Origin of the sequence: Microbacterium luticellae (assembly GCF_050408645.1) — a bacterium.
GTDB lineage: Bacteria > Actinomycetota > Actinomycetes > Actinomycetales > Microbacteriaceae > Microbacterium.
In genome coordinates this window covers 30,493-44,087 of record NZ_JBNTKE010000003.1, presented here as the reverse complement: position 1 = coordinate 44,087, position 13,595 = coordinate 30,493, and the positions used below count along the sequence as shown (strand labels likewise).

The window sequence follows — 13,595 nt, the reverse complement described above, 5'->3', positions numbered from 1 at the left end:
CCATATCCAGTCGGGGAAGCAGGAAGATCAGGATTCGTTGACATGAAGTTTTATCTACGAAGGATCACGTTCTACGCGGTCACGCTATGGGCGACGATCTCTCTTAACTTCCTGCTTCCCCGGCTTATGCCGGGGAATCCGGCTGACATCATGATTGCCAAGATGCAGCGTGCGGGCGGTGAAGTATCAGAAACCACCATCCGCAACATCAAGCTACTTCTTGGTGACGATGATGCTCCTCTCTGGGAGCAGTACTTCGGATACTGGGGGCGCATGTTCCAGGGTGACCTGGGCGTCTCCGTTACCAAGTTCCCCACCCCGGTTGCCGATCTCATCGGCGCAGCTATGCCGTGGACCATCATTCTTGTGGGAACGGCAACCGTGATCTCGTTTATTCTCGGTGTTGTTCTTGGAGCATGGGCCGGCTGGAAGCGTGGTACGTGGGTTGACCACATCATCCCGGCCACGACCGTTCTCCAGTCCATTCCCTACTTCTGGCTCGCTCTCATTCTTGTTGCCATCTTCGCGGTCGGTTTTGGATGGTTCCCCATCTTCGGCGGCTACAACGTCTTTGACTTCCCGCGAGGGCCAGAACCCAGCTGGAAGTTCGTTTCCGATGCGATTCGGCACGCCATCCTGCCGGCAATCACAATTGTCTTGAGCTCGGTCGGTGGCTGGCTATTCGGCATGCGCAACATGATGGTCTCGACTCTGGCTGAGGACTACATCCTCACGGCCGAGGCTAAGGGTCTGCGCCCCCGCCGAATCGCGACCACCTATGCTGCCCGTAACGCTGCAATTCCTTCGATAGCGGGCTTCTCGATCACACTAGGTTTTGTGGTTGCCGGCTCGATTGTGATGGAACAGGTATTCACCTATCCGGGGCTCGGCAAACTGATGTATCAAGCAGTGCTGAGCAATGACTACGCACTGATGCAGGGCGTCTTCCTCGTGATTACACTCGCCGTGCTTGCCGCTAACTTCTTCATGGACCTGATCTATGGATTCGTCGACCCGAGGGCGCGTCAGAATGTCTAATACCGAGAACATCACCGAACCGTCGACAGAGAACGTCGAAAGTACCCCGCGTGAAGCGGCTGACGTGAGTCAGCCCACCACGACTGCCACAAACCTCATTGCCAAAGATGCGCCCTCGGCCGAAGCGCCCAACACCACAGTGTTGGCGACGTCGAAAGCGAAGTCTCGAGGCGGAATCCGCGCCCTACTGCCAACGTTGAACGGCAAGTTTCTTGTCGGTCTCATCCTCGTCGGTGCCACCGTACTGTTCGCGATCATCGCACCGTTCTTTACTCAGAACCCGCGCTTCTCGGGTAACGCACCCCTCCTCCCGCCCAGCAGCGACCACATCCTCGGCACTACCAAACTGGGCTACGACGTGCTCGCGCAGCTGGCGACAGGTGCGCGAGGCTCGCTCATGGTGGGACTAGTCGCTGGCGGAATCGCGATTGTTTTGTCGTTGATTTTTGGTGTGCTCGCCGGCTACCTCGGCGGTGTCCGCGAAGACATCCTTGCCCTTGTGACCAACATCATGATCGTGATTCCCGGACTGCCGCTCGTCATGGTCATCGCGGCATTTGCGTCGACACGAAGCGCACTGCTTGTTGCAATGGTGCTAGGTATTACCTCGTGGGCCGGAGCCGCATACGTTTTGCGGCTGCAAACACGCTCTCTTCGCACGCGGGACTACGTCTATGCATCGCGGGTGGCTGGCGAAAAATCTTTCCGCATCATCCTCGTCGAAATCATGCCTAACCTGCTGCCACTGTTGACAGCACAGTTCCTTTTCGCGTTGATCTTCGCCATCCTCGGCGAGGCAGGCCTGTCGTACCTGGGTCTCGGACCAACAGACGGCATCACCTGGGGCACGATCCTCAACGACGCTCAGTCGGGCCAGGCACTCGGTACCGGCGCCTGGTGGTGGTTTGTTCCCCCCGGCATCATGATCGCCATGCTCGGCTGCGGTTTGGCGCTGATCAACTTCGCCATCGACGAGATTATTAACCCCAAACTGCGCAATGCTCCTGAAGCCGCACGCCGCGTACGTCAGGCTGCCAAGACGAAGGGAGTCGAGGCGTGAGCGCGACAACACCCGAACCCGTACTTTCTGCACGCAATGTCTCCATCGAATACCAGGTAGATCCGCCCGTTCGTGCCGTTCGCGACGTGACGCTCACGCTCAACCGCGGCGAAATTCTGGGCCTCGCCGGAGAATCCGGATGCGGAAAAACGACGCTGGCATACGGCCTCAACCGTCTGCTCAAAGCCCCGGCACTCATGACCTCGGGCGAAGTGGTCTTCCACGACCGCAACGGCACCGACATCAACGTTGTTGAGCTCAGCGACGAATCGCTCCGTGCTTTCCGCTGGGACAAAATCTCGATGGTGTTCCAGGGCGCGATGAACTCGCTTAACCCTGTTATCAGCGTCAAATCACAAATATACGACATCTTCGACACACACCGTCCCGGTATGAGCCGGGTTGAAAAGCGAGAGCGTGCAGAAGACCTGTTGCGTCTGGTCGGCGTTGACCCGAACCGGCTCACCAGCTTTCCTCACGAGCTTTCCGGCGGCATGCGCCAGCGAATGATGATCGCGATGGCGCTTGCGCTTGACCCCCAAGTCATGATCATGGACGAACCCACAACGGCACTTGATGTTGTCGTGCAGCGCGGGATCATCCGCGAAATCATGCGACTGCGTGAAAAGCTCGGATTCGCTGTGATTTTTATCACGCACGACCTCCCCATGCTGATAGAAATCTCTGACCGCATTGCCGTGATGCTGCAGGGCCGCATCGTCGAAGAAGGCACCTCCGAAGAGATCTATCGCAACCCGCAACACGAGTACACACAAAAACTACTGTCAAGCTTCCCGAGCCTACGAGGCGAACGCGGCGACTTTGTTCGCGTGGGTAACCAGACGAGCCAGGAGGTCGTGCGATGACCGAAACAGCACCTGCCGTGCCCACGCTGGAAGCACGCAACCTTGTTAAAAACTTCACTCTGCGGTCGGGCCTCAAAACCAGCACCCTGCAGGCCGTGAAAGATGTCTCTTTCACGATCGAAGCCGGAAAAACCATCGCGCTCGTCGGCGAATCCGGCTCGGGTAAATCCACCATCGCGCGCATGCTCATGAAGCTGGAGACTCCCACTTCGGGCGAAATCCACATCAATGGCGCCCTCAGTGGTACACGCGGGAAAGCGCTCGCCGATTACCGTTCCGAAGTGCAGATGGTCTTCCAAGACCCCTTTGCCTCACTCAACCCGTTCCACACCATTTTTCATCACCTCGAACGGCCCCTGCGCATCCACCATCCGGAACTCAATAAAGCACAGGTCCGCCAGCGCGCACTGGAACTTCTCGAGCGCGTGAGGCTGACACCCGCCGAGAACTTCGCCGATAGGCGCCCGCACGAGCTTTCCGGCGGCCAGCGACAGCGCGTCGCTATTGCACGCGCACTCGCACCCGGAGCCCGCTTTATCGTTGCCGACGAGCCCGTATCGATGCTCGACGTATCGATCCGACTGGGCGTGCTCAACCTGTTGGCTGACCTGCAACGCGAAGACAACCTGGGCGTGCTCTACATCACGCACGACCTGGCAACCGCACGACACTTCAGCGACGAAATCATGGTGCTCTATCACGGAGACGTTGTCGAGCGCGGGCCCTCCGACGAAGTGATCCTCAACCCACAACACGACTACACCAAGACCCTGCTCGAGGCAGCACCCGAACCAGAAAACATGGGGCAGCTGCGCGACCAGGTGCGTCACGAACTCGCTGGAGCGTAGCATCCGGCACCAGACCCCGCCCGCGTACCAGCCCTGAGGTGCGCGGGCGGAACCTTTTTCTGCGCAAACAGTTAGACTGAGGCACACAAGTTCACAAAGGGCCCTCACACCTGTGCGGGAGAGCCCCGGTACAACCGGGCACCGAAGGAGCAAGCCTCCCCGCCAATCTCTCAGGTACAGCGCACCGTACAGGTCGGGCCACTCTGAAAAGTGACCCTTCGCATTCACGGCATCACGCGCGGGTCCGCCGACGGTGAAAGCCCCTCTGGGCGAAACTCTCAGGCTCATGACAGAGGGGGAGTTCTCAACAACCGCACCCCGCGGTTATTCGTTTGATAAACACGGAGAACTCGATGACCGAACTACGCACAACAGTGCTCTATCCCGAGCATGAAGAGCTGGGAGCAAGCTTTACCGACTTCGGTGGCTGGCTCATGCCCGTGCGCTACACCTCCGATCTCGCCGAACACCACGCGGTGCGCGAAGCAGCAGGACTCTTCGACATCTCACACATGGCAGAGTTCACGGTCGAAGGGCCACAGGCATCCGAGTACCTCGACTATGCGCTCGGCGGACGCCTGTCGACAATGAGTGTCGGCCGCGCCAAATACTCACTCCTCCTCGCCGAAGACGGCGGCGTTATCGACGACGTGATCGCCTACCGTATGGCCGAAAACAGCTACCTCATTATTTCTAACGCCGGGAACCACGACGCCGTCGCACAAGCACTACCCGCTCGCGCCGAGAACTTCGACGTCACCGTCACCGATCACTCCGACGCTTATGCCCTCATCGCTATTCAGGGGCCCCGCGCCGAAGAAATCATGCGTGCCACCGAGTCGATAGGTGACCTCAGCACACCGTGGAATGAACAGCGATACTACGCGTGGTCGAGCGGCACGTTCCAGGGACACGATGTCATCATCGCGCGCACGGGCTACACCGGCGAAGACGGTTTCGAGCTGCTCATCCCCACCGCCGGTGCTCGTGCTCTCTGGCGCGAACTGCTTGCTACGGGTGCACCGCTCGGGCTTGTTGCATCCGGGCTCGCCGCACGTGACACTCTGCGTCTTGAAGCCGGTATGCCACTGTACGGACACGAACTTTCTCGTACAATTCGTCCCGCGCAGGCTCGGCTTGAACGCACCGTTGCCGCCGATAAAGACTTGTTTATTGGCAAAGACGCGGTGACACCGGATGCTGGAGCCCGCGTACTTGTCGGTCTTACAGCAGAAGGTCGTCGTGCCGGCCGCGCCGGTTACGCAATTCTCGACGCCGAAGGCACAACCGTCGGTGAAATCACCAGTGGCGTCCTGAGCCCCACCCTCGGTTATCCCATCGCGATGGCGATGGTCGATCCGGCCCACGCCGCACCAGACACAGCGCTATTTATTGACATCCGCGGTAAAGCAATTCCCGCAACCATCACCACCCTTCCCTTTTATCGGAGGAAAAAATGACCGACCTCACCACGCTCCTCTACAGCGATGAGCACGAATGGATCGCGCTCGATGACGCCGGCACCACGGCAACCATCGGCATCACCGACTTTGCTGCAGAAAAACTCGGCGATGTCGTCTTTGTCGAACTGCCCGAAGTGGGTACAGAAATCGCGGCGAACACGGTTATTGGCGAAATCGAATCCACCAAATCTGTCGCCGAGCTCTACGCTCCGGTCCACGGCACGATCATTGAGATTAACGATGCCGTGGTCGATGACCCTTCGCTTGTGAATGCAGAACCCTTCGAGAGCGGATGGCTCATGAAGGTCAGCGTGGCAGCAGGGGCCACAGAAGGACTTCTCGACCGTGCCGCCTACGTTGCGATCACGGAGGCGTGACGTTCGTGACACAGACACGTTCCTCTTTCGCTGATCGCCACATCGGCACTACGCCAGCAACCCAGAGCACCATGCTCGAGGCCCTTGGCATCGACCCCGAGACTGCTGACGCGCGAGAGACCCTCATGCGGCAGGCGGTACCCGCCTCGATCTACACCGATGCTGAACAGGCCGCATCCGAAAGCAGAATTCCAGCCGCAGCCACCGAAGCTGAAGCGCTGGATGAACTGCGTGCCCTGGCATCCGCCAACATTGTGCATCGCTCCATGATCGGGCTTGGATATTACGGCACCGTGACACCGAGTGTGATTCAACGCAATGTGCTCGAAAACCCCTCGTGGTACACGGCCTACACGCCGTATCAGCCAGAAATTTCGCAGGGTCGCCTCGAAGCACTCATCAACTTTCAGACTATGGTGAGTGACCTCACTGGCCTCACGACAGCGAATGCGTCGATGCTGGATGAGTCCACCGCCGTGGCGGAGGCAATGCTCCTGGCCCGGCGCGCAGTTCGGGTGAAATCGAACGTGTTCGTGGTAGATAGCGATGCTTTGCCCCAGACGAAGGCTGTTCTCGCCACGCGCGCCGCCGCGCTCGATATCGAGCTTGTCGAATGCGATCTGGGTGGGGGAGAAGAGCTACCCGAAGAAGCCTTTGGCGCATTTATTCAGTACCCGGGAGCCTCGGGCCGCATTACTGACCCGAGTGCCGCTATCGAGGCGGTTCATGCCATGGGCGGGCTGGCCATCGTTGCCGCTGACCTGCTGGCGCTGACACTGCTTCGCTCACCCGGCTCTCTCGGCGCCGATGTTGCTGTTGGCACAACGCAGCGCTTTGGTGTGCCGATGGGCTTTGGTGGCCCCCACGCCGGATACATGGCCGTGCGTAAGGGGCTCGAACGTCAGCTGCCGGGACGCCTCGTGGGTGTTTCGGTTGACGCCGAAGGCCGCCCCGCATACCGACTGGCACTGCAAACACGCGAACAGCATATTCGGCGCGAAAAAGCGACGTCGAATATTTGCACGGCACAGGTGCTGTTGGCCGTCATGGCGGCAATGTACGCCGTTTATCACGGGCCCGAAGGGCTCCGACACATTGCCGACAGTATCGCGCGAAAAGCCGCGCTTTTTGCTGGCTGGCTGCGGGCCGACGGGGTAGACGTTGTGCACGATCGTTACTTTGACACCGTGCAGGTGCGAGTGCCGGATGCCGCAGAAAAAATTGTCGCTCAGGCGCGAGAGCAGTTCGGTATTCTGCTGCGCTACGTCGACGCCGACACGGTGGGTATCTCGGTCGATGAGACCACCACGATCGGTGAGCTCAACAGCGTGAGCGCTCTGTTTACCGACCGCGACGCGCACGCTTTTGCTTTTGTTGCGGGGGCCGAACGGGCGATCCCAAAGCCGCTCGAGCGTACCGATGACTATTTGACGCATCCGGTATTTCACTCTTACCACTCCGAGACAGCCATGATGCGCTATCTCAAGCAGCTCGCGGATCGTGACTATGCGCTCGATCGTGGAATGATTCCGCTGGGTTCATGCACCATGAAACTCAACGCTGCCACCGAGATGGCTGCGATCACCTGGCCGGAGTTCGCGCAGCTGCATCCTTTTGCTCCCGCCGACGACGTGGCGGGTTCACTGGAACTCATCAAACAGCTGGAATCGTGGCTCGCAGATATCACCGGTTACGACGCCGTGTCGCTGCAGCCCAATGCTGGTTCGCAGGGAGAACTTGCCGGGCTACTGGCTATTCGCGGCTACCACCTTTCGCGCGGTGACCAGCAGCGCACCGTGTGTCTTATTCCGTCTTCGGCACACGGAACCAATGCCGCCTCAGCAGTACTGGCCGGCATGAAAGTGGTTGTTGTTGCCTGTGATGACCAGGGCAATGTTGATGTTGACGACCTGCGAGCAAAGATTGAGCAGCATGCCGAAACACTGTCGGCGCTCATGATCACTTACCCGTCGACGCACGGAGTCTACGAAGAGCAGGTAGTAGAAATTACCGCGGCCGTGCACGACGCCGGCGGTCAGGTGTATGTTGACGGAGCAAACCTCAACGCGCTCATGGGTTTTGCCCGATTTGGCGAGTTGGGTGGCGATGTTTCGCACCTCAACCTGCACAAAACATTCGCGATTCCTCACGGCGGCGGCGGCCCCGGCGTGGGCCCGGTAGCCGCAAAAGCGCACCTGGCAGAGTTCTTGCCCGGCCACCCGGGAGCACAGAGCGCTGAACATGCAGGCGGATACGTGTTCCGTGGCGGAGCAGTATCTGCTGCGCCGTATGGCTCGGCCGGAGTGCTGCCGATTTCGTGGGCGTACGTGCGGATGATGGGGCTAGATGGCTTGCGGCAGTCGACAGCCGCTGCCGTGCTCTCGGCGAACTATATTGCCGAGCGACTGCGCGAACACTATCCCGTGCTGTACACGGGGGAGCAGGGTCGGGTCGCTCACGAGTGCATCCTCGACCTGCGTCCGCTGCGCGAAGAAACAGGAATCACGGTCGATGACGTCGCCAAGCGTCTTATCGACTACGGCTTCCATGCGCCCACCATGTCATTCCCGGTACCGGGAACACTCATGGTAGAACCGACGGAGTCAGAAGACCTCGCCGAAATCGACCGCTTTATCGAGGCAATGGTCGGCATTCGGCGCGAGGCCGAGGCCGTGGCATCCGGAACATATCCTGCCGACGACAACCCGCTCGTCAACGCACCCCACACGGCGGCCAGTGCCACAGCCACCACATGGGAACACCCGTACAGCCGAGAAGAAGCCGTCTACCCGGTCGACTCTCTCGTGGCCACAAAATACTGGCCCCCTGTGCGCCGCATCGACCAGGCATACGGCGACCGCAACCTCATGTGCGCGTGCCCACCCATCGATGCGTTTGCCTCGTAGGCTATTGGCATAATGAAACAACCGGATGCCCCGCTGTACTGTGTGTGCTGCGGGGCATCCGGTCTGCGCGCGTGGCAGCTACGCTGATCGTCGCCCGTATCGAGTAAAAAGTGCCCAGTGAAAGGTGTGCCGCCGTGGCCGATGAATCCACTGCTGATAAAGCTGTGACCTACCGTGCCACTTCGGGCATCGTCACCATGATTGGTGCCGGGCTCCTCGCCATTTTTTTGCTCGGTGATGCGGTCGTGCGCGATAGCTGGGGCACCATGCTGCTGCTCGCACCATGGGTTCTCTTAGCTCTGTGGATTATTTATGAACTCACGACGGCATCGATCGTGCGCGCTAACCGTTCGGGAATCTATGTGCGCAACTTTTTGCGGTACACCACTGCGGGGTGGAACCAGGTCGACGAACTAGACATGCACTGGCAGCTCGAGGTTGTTTTTCTTGACGACACGCGAGTGGCGTGTATGGGTGGGCCCATGCGGGCACGCATGAACCAGCCCCGCGCGTCAAAAGATGCAAAAGAGCCCTCGTTACCGGCAGGACTGCGTGAATTCAGTGAGATTCGTGCGCTGTGGGAAGACGCGTCGGGCCCCGACGCAGATGCTCCTGTGCGCCGGGGATGGGATACCCGCGCACTCGGGATCATCGGCGGCATCGCCGTGTGGGCAGGCATCGCCATACTGCTCACGATGTAGCTCGCCCGGAGGCCCCGCTAACCAGGAAGACCAAAGAGTGCCGGCCACTGATGCGCTGCCCACGGGTAGCCCACAAAAGCGATCGCATCGATCACAAAGTGAGCAACCAAGAACGGCATGAGCCGACCCGTGCGCGCATAGATAATGCCAAAGAGTAGCCCCATCGCCAGATTTCCCACGAAGGCACCCGGACCCTGGTACAGGTGGTAGCTGGCCCGCAGAATGCTCGTGGCAATGACGATGAGGGCGGGCGACCAACCGCACTGGCGCAGACGATAAAACAGGTAACCGAGCACCACCACCTCTTCTTGCAGCGATGCGCGCAGGGCAGAGAGCAACAGAACAGGAATGCTCCACCAGTGTTGCGATGCTGCCCCCGGATCAACAGCAACAAAGAGGCCTCCCAGTCGGCCCAGCACATACAGTCCGAGCCCGGGAATACCGATGGCAGCAACGAGCCCGATTCCGACCACGCTGTCACGGCCATAGCGACGACCATCAAGCCCCAGCGCTTGCAGGCGCGGGCGCGCCGTGTTCCACACCAAGAAGCACACCAGTGCTACGGGAACGAGAGAAAACCCGATACCGAGCAGCTGATAGATCAGGTCGAAGACTTCGCGATCACTGCGTGAAGGATTAAGCACTGCTGTTTGATCGCCGAGCGGCGTTTCGGCCGTTATTCGATAGGCCAGCTGCACAACCGCGTACACTGCCGACTGCCCCAGGCCCAGCGCCAGAACAATCGTGATTTCGGCCGCGATCCGTGTGCGCGACATGGTGCGGGCGGGCGAAACAGACTGATGGGGCATAGTGTCAGCGTAGTGTTGCGCGGCTACCAGCTAGCATCCGGATGCTGTGCGTTATTCTGAAATGTCGGCTTCCCGGCGTTTACACCCACTTCATGAGGAAACCTCTATGGCGCACGCCCTTCGTCCTGATCTTCGTAACGTTGCCATCATCGCTCACGTTGATCACGGCAAAACTACGCTCGTTGACGCGATGCTTCGTCAGACCGGGTCTTTTGGTGAGCATGCTCACGTCGAAGACCGTGCGATGGACTCGGGTGACCTGGAACGTGAAAAGGGCATCACCATCCTGGCGAAAAACACCGCCATCACCTATAACGGTGAGCACAGCGATGGTCCGGTGACGATCAACGTCGTCGACACTCCGGGGCACGCCGACTTCGGTGGTGAGGTTGAGCGCGCGCTGTCGATGGTCGACGGTGTTGTGCTGCTGGTGGACTCCAGCGAGGGACCGTTGCCGCAGACTCGTTTCGTGCTGCGCAAAGCGCTCGAGGCAAAGCTGCCGGTCATTCTGCTGGTCAACAAGACTGATCGTCCGGATGCCCGTATTGCGCACGTGGAATCAGAAGCACAAGATCTGCTGCTCGGGCTCGCCTCCGACCTTGTGGCCGACATTCCTGATCTCGATGTTGATGCGCTGCTGGATGTACCCGTCGTCTATGCTTCGGGCCGCAATGGGGCTGCCTCGCGTAATCGCCCAGAAAACGGGCAGCTACCCGACAACCCCGATCTCGAGCCGCTGTTTGCCGCGATTCTTGAGCACGTGCCGGCCCCGAGCTACGACGATGAAGCACCGCTGCAGGCGTGGGTGACCAACCTCGACTCATCTCCTTTTCTGGGCCGCCTAGCGCTGCTGCGTATCTTTAACGGCACCCTGCGTAAGGGACAGACCGTAGCGTGGGTGCGCCACGATGGTTCGCATGCCAACGCCCGTATTTCTGAACTGCTCGTCACCCAGGCACTCGACCGCGTGCCGGCAGAATCGGCGGGCCCCGGCGACATTGTTGCTATCGCCGGTATTGATCAGATTACGATTGGTGAAACTATCGCCGACCCTGAAGACATCCGTCCGCTGCCCGCCATCCGGGTGGATGACCCCGCAATCTCGATGACGGTCGGGACCAACACGTCACCCTTGGCGGGTAAGGTCAAGGGCCACAAATTGACCGCGCGCATGGTGAAAGATCGCCTCGACCGCGAACTGATCGGTAACGTCTCGCTCAAGGTGCTCGATATCGGGCGCCCGGATGCATGGGAAGTGCAGGGCCGTGGCGAACTAGCCCTTGCCATCCTCGTCGAAAACATGCGCCGAGAAGGCTTCGAACTTACCGTGGGCAAACCCCAGGTGGTGACGCGCCGCAGCGACGACGGAAAAGTGCAGGAACCGTTCGAACAGCTCACGATTGACGCGCCCGAGGAATACTTGGGGTCGATTACGCAGCTGCTGGCCGCGCGAAAAGGTCGCATGGAAGCCATGACAAACCATGGCACGGGCTGGGTGCGCATGGAGTTTGTCGTGCCCTCACGCGGGCTCATCGGTTTCCGCACCGAGTTCATGTCAGTCACGCGCGGAACAGGGGTCGCTAACGCAATCTCTGCCGGATACGACGACTGGGCCGGGCACATTGTTGCCCGCTCATCGGGCTCAATCGTTGCTGATCGCGCCGGTGTTGTCACCCCCTTTGCCATGCTGGCCCTGCAGGAACGCATGACCTTCTTTGTCAACCCGACAGAAGAGGTTTACGAGGGCATGGTCGTGGGCGAAAACTCGCGCGCCGACGACATGGACGTCAACATTACAAAAGAGAAGAAGCTCACCAACATGCGTTCGGCCAACGCCGACGAACTCGAGAAGCTGACTCCGCCCCGCCAACTTTCGCTCGAAGAGAGCCTGGAGTGGGCACGCGAAGACGAATGTGTCGAAGTTACACCCGAGATCATTCGTATCCGTAAGGTAATTCTCGATCACACGGTGCGTGCACGCGAAACTGCTCGCTTGAAGCGGCAAGACGCCAACGCCTAATCTGAACAGATCAGCGGCGGTCATACGCCAGCATCCGGCACAGTTTCGTCAAAGGACGGCGGAATGCACGACGACTCCCTCGCGCAGCGTCGCGTAGCGCGAAAAGAGGCGCTCGCCGTGGTGATTGCCACGAGCGCCTATGGAATATCGTTCGGAGCGCTCGCCGTGGCATCCGGTCTCGATGTGTGGCAGGCATGCGTGCTGAGTCTGCTGATGTTCACGGGCGGCTCACAATTTGCTTTTATTGGGGTGCTCGGTGCGGGTGGGCTCGCGGCAATTCCTGCGGCGATTGCGTCGTCGGCTCTCCTCGGCGTGCGTAATGCCGCATATGGCATGCGTCTGTCGGCACTGATTGGTCCGGGTGCGCTACGGCGGCTTGCGGCGGCGCATTTCACGATTGACGAATCGACCGCCGTGGCCCTGGCCCAGCGCGAGCGTCGGGCGCAGCTCATCGGATTTTGGCTCACCGGTATCGGAATATTCGTGGGGTGGAATATAACGACGTTTGCCGGTGCAATGCTGGGTGACCTGTTGGGAGACCCCAAGGCCTATGGCCTTGATGCGGCGGCTGCGTCAGCATTTCTCGCGCTGTTGTGGCCACGGCTGCGTCAGCGTCAAGCGATTGTGGTTGGTGTGGCGGCCGCCGTGGTCGCGGCTGCACTCACACCGGCACTCATGCCGGGGATGCCGGTGCTCGTTGCAGCGCTCGTTGCGGTCGTCGTCGGCTGGATGAACTGGTTTTCACCGCGCGCGGTGCAGATGCAGGAGCAGGAGCAGGAGCAGGAGCTATGACGCTGTGGAACGGTGTGCTGCTGGCGGGCATTATTTGTTTTGCTCTCAAGGGGCTGGGCTATCTTGTGCCACCGCGCGTGCTGGAGGCGCCGCGCCCGGCACGCATATCCGATTTGCTGACGGTCGCTCTGCTGTCGGCACTCGTCGCGGTACAAACACTCGCCGTGGGTGAAGCGGTCGTCATCGATGCACGCGTGCCGGCCGTGCTGGTAGCCGCGGTGCTGCTGTGGATGCGGCAGTCGTTCCTCGTGGTTGTTGTTGCCGCGGCCGTTATCGCTGCTGTCCTGCGCCTTGCCGGGTGGGCAGCGTAGGCTGTGACCGTGCAAGATTCATGGTGGCTTCGTGCGGTGGCATGGCTGATTGTTGCCGCTATCGGCGCGTTTTTTGGTGTTGCCAGCACGGTGGCGCACGGTATCTTGTGGGGATTTTTTCCGGTCGGAATGGTACTCGGAACAATAGCGCTGGCCGGTCTTATGCTCGCTGTTCGCATGCTGGTGGCTGATCGCTGGGCGTGTGTTGCGGCAGGTCTGGGCATTTTTGTTGCCGTTGTGCTGCTCTCGGGCAAAGGTCCAGGTGGCTCAATCCTGGTCGCCGACACCCTGTGGGGGCGCGCGTGGGGGGTTGTTGTGGCCGCGGTTGTTGTGACAATTGCGGCGTGGCCCGACCTGTCGCGACTGAACACGAAGGACGACACCTCGAACCGGGCGTAGACTGA

General features: G+C 60.0%; 13 protein-coding genes and 1 riboswitch. Of the genes, 12 read left to right on the top strand and 1 reads right to left on the bottom strand.

The features are described 5' to 3' along the window. The first annotated feature begins 42 nt into the window (after positions 1-42). From ACQUSW_RS08810 to ACQUSW_RS08775, 8 genes are all read left to right on the top strand, one after another. The gene (locus ACQUSW_RS08810) at positions 43-1,038 is read left to right on the top strand and encodes an ABC transporter permease (RefSeq protein ID WP_428931927.1); all 996 of its coding nucleotides are present in this window, start codon (positions 43-45) and stop codon (positions 1,036-1,038) included. Continuing rightward, positions 1,031-2,098 carry an ABC transporter permease gene (locus ACQUSW_RS08805; RefSeq protein WP_428931926.1) on the top strand — a complete coding sequence of 356 codons (1,068 nt, stop codon included), beginning with the start codon at positions 1,031-1,033 and terminating at the stop codon, positions 2,096-2,098. The genes ACQUSW_RS08810 and ACQUSW_RS08805 overlap by 8 nt, the downstream gene beginning before the upstream one ends. Further along, positions 2,095-2,964 (top strand): ABC transporter ATP-binding protein, encoded by an 870-nt coding sequence (locus ACQUSW_RS08800; RefSeq protein ID WP_428931925.1) that lies wholly within the window; start codon positions 2,095-2,097, stop codon positions 2,962-2,964. The genes ACQUSW_RS08805 and ACQUSW_RS08800 overlap by 4 nt, the downstream gene beginning before the upstream one ends. A gap of 17 nt (positions 2,965-2,981) precedes the next feature. Beyond that, positions 2,982-3,812 (top strand): ABC transporter ATP-binding protein, encoded by an 831-nt coding sequence (locus ACQUSW_RS08795; RefSeq protein ID WP_428932259.1) that lies wholly within the window; start codon positions 2,982-2,984, stop codon positions 3,810-3,812. Positions 3,813-3,917: 105 nt separating this feature from the next. Beyond that, positions 3,918-4,009, top strand: a riboswitch (glycine riboswitch). Positions 4,010-4,165: 156 nt separating this feature from the next. After that, complete coding sequence (gene gcvT, locus ACQUSW_RS08790) at positions 4,166-5,272, top strand: glycine cleavage system aminomethyltransferase GcvT (RefSeq protein WP_428931924.1); 1,107 nt, start codon at positions 4,166-4,168, stop codon at positions 5,270-5,272. Then, positions 5,269-5,652 (top strand): glycine cleavage system protein GcvH, encoded by a 384-nt coding sequence (gcvH, locus tag ACQUSW_RS08785; RefSeq protein ID WP_428931923.1) that lies wholly within the window; start codon positions 5,269-5,271, stop codon positions 5,650-5,652. The genes gcvT and gcvH overlap by 4 nt, the downstream gene beginning before the upstream one ends. 71 nt (positions 5,653-5,723) lie before the next feature. Further along, positions 5,724-8,558, top strand: coding sequence for an aminomethyl-transferring glycine dehydrogenase (gcvP, locus tag ACQUSW_RS08780; RefSeq protein WP_428932258.1), 2,835 nt, complete (start codon positions 5,724-5,726; stop codon positions 8,556-8,558). Positions 8,559-8,692: 134 nt separating this feature from the next. Then, positions 8,693-9,259 carry a PH domain-containing protein gene (locus ACQUSW_RS08775; RefSeq protein ID WP_428931922.1) on the top strand — a complete coding sequence of 189 codons (567 nt, stop codon included), beginning with the start codon at positions 8,693-8,695 and terminating at the stop codon, positions 9,257-9,259. A 17-nt stretch (positions 9,260-9,276) separates the two neighbouring features. Here the strand turns inward: ACQUSW_RS08775 and ACQUSW_RS08770 are convergent, their stop codons facing one another. Continuing rightward, the gene (locus ACQUSW_RS08770; protein ID WP_428931921.1) at positions 9,277-10,068 is read right to left on the bottom strand and encodes a CPBP family intramembrane glutamic endopeptidase; all 792 of its coding nucleotides are present in this window, start codon (positions 10,066-10,068) and stop codon (positions 9,277-9,279) included. 106 nt (positions 10,069-10,174) lie between these two features. Here ACQUSW_RS08770 and typA point away from each other — a divergent pair, with 106 nt between their 5' ends. The 4 genes from typA (at position 10,175) to ACQUSW_RS08750 (ending at position 13,590) form a co-directional block, all read left to right on the top strand. Beyond that, entirely contained in the window at positions 10,175-12,088 is a 1,914-nt protein-coding gene (gene typA / locus ACQUSW_RS08765; protein ID WP_428931920.1) for a translational GTPase TypA, read from the top strand. 63 nt (positions 12,089-12,151) lie between these two features. Next, positions 12,152-12,880: an AzlC family ABC transporter permease gene (locus ACQUSW_RS08760; protein ID WP_428931919.1), complete on the top strand. Its 729-nt coding sequence runs from the start codon at positions 12,152-12,154 to the stop codon at positions 12,878-12,880. Continuing rightward, positions 12,877-13,191 carry an AzlD domain-containing protein gene (locus ACQUSW_RS08755; RefSeq protein WP_428931918.1) on the top strand — a complete coding sequence of 105 codons (315 nt, stop codon included), beginning with the start codon at positions 12,877-12,879 and terminating at the stop codon, positions 13,189-13,191. The genes ACQUSW_RS08760 and ACQUSW_RS08755 overlap by 4 nt, the downstream gene beginning before the upstream one ends. Before the next feature lie 9 nt (positions 13,192-13,200). After that, a complete protein-coding gene (locus ACQUSW_RS08750) occupies positions 13,201-13,590 on the top strand; it encodes a histidinol dehydrogenase (protein WP_428931917.1) in 390 nt (129 codons plus the stop codon). The last annotated feature ends 5 nt before the right edge of the window (positions 13,591-13,595 follow it).

Coding starts and splice junctions, on each gene's coding strand:
- ACQUSW_RS08810 (WP_428931927.1), top strand. CDS start 43: ATGAAGTTTTATCTACGAAGGATCACGTTCTACGCGGTCACGCTATGG.
- gcvT (WP_428931924.1), top strand. CDS start 4,166: ATGACCGAACTACGCACAACAGTGCTCTATCCCGAGCATGAAGAGCTG.
- ACQUSW_RS08770 (WP_428931921.1), bottom strand. CDS start 10,068: ATGCCCCATCAGTCTGTTTCGCCCGCCCGCACCATGTCGCGCACACGG.
- typA (WP_428931920.1), top strand. CDS start 10,175: ATGGCGCACGCCCTTCGTCCTGATCTTCGTAACGTTGCCATCATCGCT.
- gcvP (WP_428932258.1), top strand. CDS start 5,724: ATGCTCGAGGCCCTTGGCATCGACCCCGAGACTGCTGACGCGCGAGAG.
- ACQUSW_RS08760 (WP_428931919.1), top strand. CDS start 12,152: ATGCACGACGACTCCCTCGCGCAGCGTCGCGTAGCGCGAAAAGAGGCG.
- ACQUSW_RS08755 (WP_428931918.1), top strand. CDS start 12,877: ATGACGCTGTGGAACGGTGTGCTGCTGGCGGGCATTATTTGTTTTGCT.
- ACQUSW_RS08805 (WP_428931926.1), top strand. CDS start 1,031: ATGTCTAATACCGAGAACATCACCGAACCGTCGACAGAGAACGTCGAA.
- gcvH (WP_428931923.1), top strand. CDS start 5,269: ATGACCGACCTCACCACGCTCCTCTACAGCGATGAGCACGAATGGATC.